Source organism: Actinomadura sp. HBU206391, assembly GCF_014323665.1.
In the GTDB taxonomy this organism is placed as follows: Bacteria; Actinomycetota; Actinomycetes; order Streptosporangiales; family Streptosporangiaceae; genus Actinomadura_C.
In genome coordinates this window covers 1-7334 of sequence record NZ_JABVEB010000255.1, presented here as the reverse complement: position 1 = coordinate 7334, position 7334 = coordinate 1, and the positions used below count along the sequence as shown (strand labels likewise).

Here is a 7334-nt window from a genome sequence, read left to right as displayed (position 1 = left end):
GGACCCCTCCCATCCACTCCGATCCCTACGACAGGACCCCGATCCATCATTGGCCCGGCCAGAGGAAAGCGATGATCCCCGAGTTCGGAGCGTGCGGCCCGCGCCGCCACCCAAGCCGCGGCAGCGTGCTCGCCCTCACCCTGCTCGGCTCGGTGGTCGTTCCCGGTCGCCCCGAGGAGGTCGCCGGGATCCGTGGTGACGTACGCGAGCTGCTCGGTGACGATCATCCCGCGGTCCGGGATGTCGAGCTCCTCACCAGTGAGGCGGTCACCAACGCGATCGCGCACACCGCCTCGGGCGACGACGGAGGGACGGTGACGGTGCGGGTGTTCGCCGGCGGCCGGAGGGTGCGGGTCGAGGTGGTGGACGGCGGCGGAGCGGCCCCGGCGCCCAGGCCGCACGGGGATCTGTGGGCCGAAGGCGGGCGGGGCCTCTGGCTCGTCGCCGCGATCGCCGCCAGGCACGGTTACCGGTCCGACGATCTCGAGGGCACCTACTGGTTCGAGGTGGAGTGGCGGTTCACCTCCCGCCCGGCATGAGGCCGGCGCGCGTTCACCCGCGTCACCCCGTATGGGCGAGTACTGACAACGATCAGGCCGCCGTCATGGCACATGTGCGGATTGCGCTGGCCAGGGGTGCCCGCTCGGCCGGCGTACATAACCAGAACAGTTGACGAAACCTGACTGGCCACCTGTGGCCCGCCCACACAGGGCAGATCGCACCCCCTCGGCTCTTGTCCTGTCCCGGTTCCTCGATCACGATCCTGATCGAGGTTCCTGGGAACTCGCGCCGTCCCTCCTTCACCCCGCCGCCGGCGCGGACCCGGGGCCGCCTCGACGCGTGCGCACGTGTCCTCGACCCGCGGGTGGGTGACCCCCACCACCACTGAGAGGGAGCTGTTGTGGCAGGACACCCACGGCGATGGCGCATGCCCTTCGCCGCGTTGATGACGGCGGGGGCGCTGATCCTCGGCGCCGGCGCCGCGCAGGCAGATCCGTCACCGCAGCCGTCCGGGCAGGCCGTTGCGGCCAAGGCGGACACCAAGGTCCTCGGCGAACTGGCCGACGACGGCAAGACCACGTTCTGGGTCTATCTCAAGAGCGCGGCGGGGCTCGACACGGCCGCCCGGGCCACGACCAAGGCCGCGAAGGGCCGCGCGGTGTACGAGGCCAAGACCAGGCACGCCACCACCACGCAGGCCGGTCTGCGGCGCCTGCTCGACGGTATGGAGGCCGACTACGAATCCTTCTGGATCGTCAACGCCCTCCAGGTCACCGGGGACAAGAAGCTCCTGGAGACGGTCGCGGCCCGGCCCGAGGTGGCCCGCATCGACGCCGACGAGGCGATCCCGCTGCCCGAGCCCGTGGCCGGCCGCACCGAGGCCAAGGTCGACGCGGTCGAGTGGAACGTCGACCGGGTCAACGCCCCGCGGGTGTGGGACGAGCTCGGCGTCCGCGGCGAGGGGATCGTCGTCGCGAACATCGACAGCGGGGTGCAGTTCGACCATCCCGCGGTCAGGGACCAGTACCGCGGCCGGAACGCCGACGGAACCTACTCCCACGACTACAACTGGTTCGACCCCGCCGGGATCTGCGACGAGGCCGCTCCCTGCGACAACAACGACCACGGCACCCACACGATGGGCACCATGGTCGGCGACGACGGCGGCGCCAACAAGATCGGGGTGGCGCCGGGCGCCAAGTGGATCGCCGCCAAGGGCTGCGAGACCGACCGCTGCTCCCAGGAGTCGCTGCTGCGCTCCGGTGAGTGGATCATCGCGCCGACCGACCTCAACGGCGAGAACGCTCGTGCCGACCTCGCGCCGGACATCGTGAACAACTCCTGGGGCGGAGACCCCGGGTTCGATCCCTGGTACAAGGAGACCGTCGACGCCTGGATCGCCGCGGGCATCTTCCCGGCCTTGGCGGGCGGCAACGAAGGCCCGGACTGCGACACGAGCGGCTCGCCGGGCAACTACACGGCCGGCTACAGCTCCGGCTCCTTCAACGTGGACAACGTCATCTCCGACTTCTCCTCCCGCGGCCCCGGCGAGGAGGGCGAGCTCAAGCCCAACATCGCCGCGCCGGGCGAGGACGTCCGTTCCAGCATCCCGGGCGGATACGACGTCTTCTCCGGTACGTCGATGGCCTCACCGCACACCTCCGCCACGGTCGCCCTGATGTGGTCGGCCGCGCCCACCCTCCAGGGCGACATCGACGAGACCAGGCGGCTGCTTGACCACATCGCGGTGGACGTCGACGCCACCACCTGCGGCGGCACCGCCGCAGACAACAACGTGTTCGGCGAGGGCCGGCTGGACGCCTTCGCCGCGGTCAGCGCGTCCCCGAGAGGAGCGCTCGGCGGGCTGACCGGTCACGTCACCTCAGGTGGTGCGCCGCTCGAGGGCGCGACGGTGAGCGTCGACGGCCCGCTCGACCGCACGGTCGACACCGGCGCGGACGGCGCCTACACCCTGCCGACGCTCATGGTCGGCGACTACACGATCACCGTCGGCAAGTACGGCTACGTCAAGGCCACCGGGACCGTCACCATCACCGAGAACCAGACCGCGACGCGTGACTTCGCCATCGACGTCGCGCCGTCGGGCACGATCTCGGGCACGGTGCGCACGTCGGCGGGGCCACTGGCCGGCGCGACCGTCGAGTTCCCGGGCACACCGGTCACCGCCACGACGGACGCCGACGGACGCTACCGGGTGACCCTGCCCCACGGGGAGTACGACCTGCGCGTCACCTCCCCGGCCCGCTGCGCCGATCCGGTCACCACCCACGTCACCGTGTCGGGAGACGCGACGGCCGACATCACGCTGCCGGACCGGCTCGACCAGTACGGCTACGCGTGCTCGGCCGCCGGGACCTATGCCGAGGGCACCGACAAGCTGGCGCTCACCGGGGACGACAACGAACAGCAGATCACCCTGCCGTTCCCCGTCGTGCTCTACGGCGCGACGTACCGTACGGCGACCGTGGGCACCAACGGCCTGGTGAGCTTCACCGGGCCGGCGACGGCGCGGGCCAACGGGCCGATCCCCGCCGCCGAGGCTCCGAACGCGGCGCTCTATCCGTTCTGGGACGACCTGTTCCACGACTCCGCCTCGGGTGTCTACACCGGTGTCACCGGCACCGCGCCACACCGGTCGTTCGTGGTGGAGTGGCGGAACGTGGCCCACTACAGCGACCGCGCCCAGCGCCTGTCGTTCTCCGCGCTCATCAGTGAGGACGGCCGCGTCGGCTACCGCTACAAGGACGTCGCGGGCACCGGCCTGGAGGCGGGCGCCGAGGCGACGATCGGGCTGGAGAACGCCGCGGGCACCGACGCCTTCCAGTACTCCGTCAACAGCCCGGCGGTGACCGACGGCACCGGCATCGCCTTCCGTACCACCAGGTCCGGCGTCGTACACGGCAAGGTCACCGATGCCAACGACGGCAGGCCGGTCGAAGGCGCGACGGCGAAGCTGAGCTCGGCCGGGCAGCCCGTCGCCACCGCGACGACCGGCGCCGACGGCGCCTACGTCGTTCAGGTTCCCACCGGCGCCTACGACCTCGAGGTCACGGCGCCGAACTACGAGACGGCCACCCGCACGGTCACGGTCACGGCCGGCGACGTCACCGAGCCCACGGCGGCCCTGCGCACCGGCCGGATCACCTCGTCCGGCGCCGGTCTCGAAGTCGTGATCCCGGCCGGCCAGTCCCGTTCCCGATCCTTCGAACTGTCCAACACCGGCGGGCTCGCCGCCGGCTTCACCATCGAGGAGGCGACCGGGTCGACCGCCGGGGACGTCACGTGGCTGTCCGCCGCCCCGCCCAGCGGAACGCTCGCGCCCGGGGCCAAGACCACTGTGCACGTGTCGCTGAACACTGCGGGCGTCGCGCCGGGCACCGTGCTCGACGCCAACCTCCTGGTGCGATCGTCCAGCGGCCGGGCGGCGGTGCTGACCGTGCCGGTCAAGGTGGTCGTGCCCCGCTACCAGACCGCACTCGACAACGGGGCCGGCAAGGGCCGGGTCGACACCCTGGGCGACACCTGGTCGCCCGACCAGGCCTACCGGGCCGGATCCGCCGGCTACCAGGGGTCGTCCAGCACCAGGTCGACCAGCAGGGCGATCGCCGGCACGAGCGACCCCGCGCTGTACCAGACCGCACGGGAGGGCATGTACGAGTACCGCTACGACAACGTGCCGAACGGTGTCTACACGGTGGAGCTGAACTTCGCCGAGCTCGGCAACACCAAGCCCAACAAGCGGATCTTCGATGTGCTCATCGAGGGCGCCGAGGTGCTGCCCTCGCTGGACATCGCACTGGAGGCCGGCAACTTCACCGCCCTCAAGCGCACCTACCAGGTCACCGTGGCCGACGGCCAGCTCAACGTGCGGTTCGTGGCGCACAGCGGGTACGGCAAGCCGCTGGTCAACGCGATCCGGGTGACCGACCGTCCCGACAAGACGACCTGATCGTCTGACGCGATCCCGCGACGGCGAGGACCGGCCCCGTCATCCGGCGGGGCCGGCCGCGTTCCGGCCGCGCGGTCAGGCCGCTGAGGACGCCCGCGAGCCGTCCAGCAGCCGCCGGATCTCCCGTACGGCCGATCGGCCGGCGCGGTTGGCGCCGACCGTGCTCGCCGACGGCCCGTAGCCGACGAGGTGCAGCCGGGGCTCGGCGACGACGCGGGTGCCGTCCATCCGGATGCCACCGCCGCGCTCGCGCAGGCCGAGCGGCGCGAGGTGCTCCAGCGCGGCACGAAAGCCCGTGGCCCACACGATGACGTCGGCGCGCTCGGAGCGCCCGTCGTTCCACACCACTCCGTCCGCGGTCAGCCGGTCGAACATCGGCAGCCGGTGCAGCGCTCCCTTGGCCAGGGCGTCGAGGACGACGGGGGTGTAGCCGAGGCCGGTGGCGCCGACGACGCTCTGCGGAGGCAGCCCGGCGCGTACGCGCTCCTCGACCCTGGCGACCGCCGCGCGCCCCACGTCGGGGGTGAACTCGTGGTCGTGGAACTCCGGCGGCCGGCGGGTGACCCACAGGGTCGAGGCGGCCACGTCGGCGGCCTCCGAGAGCACCTGGATCGCCGAGGTGCCGCCGCCCACCACGACCACGTGCCGGCCGACGAACTCTGCGGGCCCGCGGTACCCCGCCGAGTGCAGTTGTCGGCCGCGAAACGCCTCGGCGCCCGGGTAGTAGGGCCAGTACGGGCGGGTCCACGTTCCGGTGGCGTTGACGACCGCCCGCGCCGCCCACCGCCCGACCGTGGTCGAGACCAGCAGCCGGTCGCTCGGCGCGGGGCGTACCGACAGGACCTTGACCGGCCGGTGCACGGGCAACTCGAGCCGCCGCTCGTACTCGGCGAAGTACTCGGGCACGACCTGTGCGGCGGGAAGCGACCCGTCGATCCCGTCGGGCCCGAAACGGGCGCCGGGGAGATCGAAGATGCCGTGCACCTTGTCCATGGTCAGCGTGGGCGGCCGGTGAGTCCAAGCTCCGCCGGGGGCGTCGGCCGCGTCCAGCACCACGTAGCCGGACCACGACGCGAACCCGCTGCGGCGCAGATGGTAAGCGCTGGACAGCCCCGCCTGCCCGGCACCGATCACCACGACCTCGGTCTCGTGGCGGGTGTCCATGCCGTCCATACCCTCCATGTCACGTGCAACCGTCCCCGCCGTGCGCGGCTTCCCGCCGTGACACGATCACCATGAGAGTTGCGTCACCGTCCGCGATCGGGCGCTGACGCATCAGGAGGCCCGTGTACAGGTCGTCCTCCAGCACCGCCTGACAGTCGCCTCCAAGGGGCGCCTTCCGCGAAGGGGGTCACCCGGATCGTGCAGTGTCCTGACCACTTCAGTCGTTCCTCAGGTCGCAACCGGCCGTCTCCGTCGACCGAGGTCTGGAGGAGATCACCGAGTGCGAGATTCCGCACGAAGAAGGGAATATTGTCGATCTTTGCCACGTCGGCGATAAGGCGGAGCACCCAAAGCCACTCGCTCGACGCCGGAGGCCAGCCGTCCTCGTCGGGCGGATCGAGCGGAAACCCCACTCGAGCTCTCTCCTGGTTCTCGGGCATCGTCACTGGAACAGCATGCCGTTCCGGAACAGCGGACGGAACCTGAGGCCAGAGCTCAGAGTCCTCCACGCTGTCCACGCCAGGGCCGACCGTCCTTCCAGGTGCAGGCCGCTAGCACCCGCCTTCGCCGTCGTGACTCGCGGTGATCTCGATCGAATAATGATTACCTTCGCCTTTGGCGAGATCACCCAGGAATGACAGCGAGAGATATCCGGTCGTGTCGGCAATTGACTTGGTGACGCAGAGAGGTGATCTCGCGGCGACGGGTCCGACCGGTGGGGGAGGCTGGCGATGTGCATGTTCACCCTGCGTGAGGGGTGGAGGACCTTCGCTCCCACGCTGTGAGAGTACCGGAGGATCGACCTGTTCAAGCCGCCAGCCGTCCTGCTCGACCGCTTGCCGATAGAACGCCACCACGTCATCGCGCGCGCCGGTCCATCGATACTCCTGGCCCGCATAAGCGAATCGGTCATCGTCATCGCATCCTGAGTAATGGCCGTCAGCGCGGATGGCTCCGTTGGGGCGGCTGTCCAGTATCTCCAGCCGATCCAGGTTGTCGGCAAGCTTCTCATCCGCTCGCGTGCACCCATAAAGGAAACCGGTCACGACTACATATGTCGCGGTCGTGAGGAGGAACGTCATTCCCACCGCGCATAGAACTATTGGCCCGGGGCGCATCGACATGTCCGCAGGGTAGCCCGCAGCGTCACCTCGGGCCCTCGGTGCTCGCGTGCCGTTCAGCGCAGGTGGGCGAGTTCGTCGACGAGATGTACGGGGGTGCCGAGGAAGAGGTCGGCCGGGGCCGGCCGTACACGATGTTGAGCGTGTCCTGCCGGTAGGTCCAGTCACCGTCGCAGGAGTTGGAGAACCGGTAGTTGATCCGCCATCGCAGCCATTCCCCATGGGCCAGCCGGACCGTGGGCGGACGTCGCCATCGGCTGGGATTGCCGCCCGGCGCCGGCACGGCGTGCACCCGCAGCCGACCGTCGACCTCGCTCAGCAGCACGTCGGAGTGTGGGTCGGGCAGTCCGTCGCGCACTGAGAACCTGGCCCGGAAGCCGTCGGCTCGTCCATCGCGATCTCGTGCACGAACGGCGGTTCGAAGGCCGGCAGGAGGAACGCGACGGGGACGGCGTTTCGGCGCGCGGCCTCGGCGCCACCACGCGACCGCTTGGCCCAGGAGGTGCGGACCCACTGAACGACCGTCTCCACGACCTGAGCATGCCGGTCCAGAGCGCCGAACACGCTTCGGCCACCCA

7 protein-coding genes are annotated in these 7334 nt (G+C 70.5%); 2 read left to right on the top strand and 5 right to left on the bottom strand.

The window, feature by feature from the left end:
* Together HKK72_RS33240 and HKK72_RS33235 are read left to right on the top strand one after the other, a co-directional pair.
* The coding region (locus tag HKK72_RS33240; protein WP_222721452.1) for an ATP-binding protein at positions 1-539 on the top strand (539 nt) is incomplete at its 5' end.
* Between the two features lie 362 nt (positions 540-901).
* Positions 902-4471 (top strand): S8 family serine peptidase, encoded by a 3570-nt coding sequence (locus HKK72_RS33235; protein ID WP_315987575.1) that lies wholly within the window; start codon positions 902-904, stop codon positions 4469-4471.
* A 75-nt stretch (positions 4472-4546) separates the two neighbouring features.
* Here HKK72_RS33235 and HKK72_RS33230 read toward each other — a convergent pair whose 3' ends face one another.
* The 5 genes from HKK72_RS33230 to HKK72_RS40260 form a co-directional block, all read right to left on the bottom strand.
* Positions 4547-5644, bottom strand: coding sequence for an NAD(P)/FAD-dependent oxidoreductase (locus HKK72_RS33230; protein ID WP_261987441.1), 1098 nt, complete (start codon positions 5642-5644; stop codon positions 4547-4549).
* 74 nt (positions 5645-5718) lie between these two features.
* Positions 5719-6075, bottom strand: a complete 357-nt coding sequence (locus tag HKK72_RS42975; protein WP_410050369.1) for a DUF4265 domain-containing protein — start codon at positions 6073-6075, stop codon at positions 5719-5721.
* A gap of 111 nt (positions 6076-6186) precedes the next feature.
* The gene (locus HKK72_RS33220; protein WP_222721451.1) at positions 6187-6717 is read right to left on the bottom strand and encodes a hypothetical protein; all 531 of its coding nucleotides are present in this window, start codon (positions 6715-6717) and stop codon (positions 6187-6189) included.
* 64 nt (positions 6718-6781) lie between these two features.
* A complete protein-coding gene (locus HKK72_RS40265) occupies positions 6782-7114 on the bottom strand; it encodes a hypothetical protein (protein ID WP_222721450.1) in 333 nt (110 codons plus the stop codon).
* The coding region (locus HKK72_RS40260; RefSeq protein ID WP_222721449.1) for a hypothetical protein at positions 7072-7334 on the bottom strand (263 nt) is incomplete at its 5' end. The genes HKK72_RS40265 and HKK72_RS40260, both read right to left, overlap by 43 nt.

Bases quoted from the DNA above. Each gene is read 5' to 3' on its own strand.
- HKK72_RS33220 (WP_222721451.1), bottom strand. From the start codon at position 6,717: ATGACGTTCCTCCTCACGACCGCGACATATGTAGTCGTGACCGGTTTC.
- HKK72_RS42975 (WP_410050369.1), bottom strand. From the start codon at position 6,075: ATGCCCGAGAACCAGGAGAGAGCTCGAGTGGGGTTTCCGCTCGATCCG.
- HKK72_RS33230 (WP_261987441.1), bottom strand. From the start codon at position 5,644: ATGGACGGCATGGACACCCGCCACGAGACCGAGGTCGTGGTGATCGGT.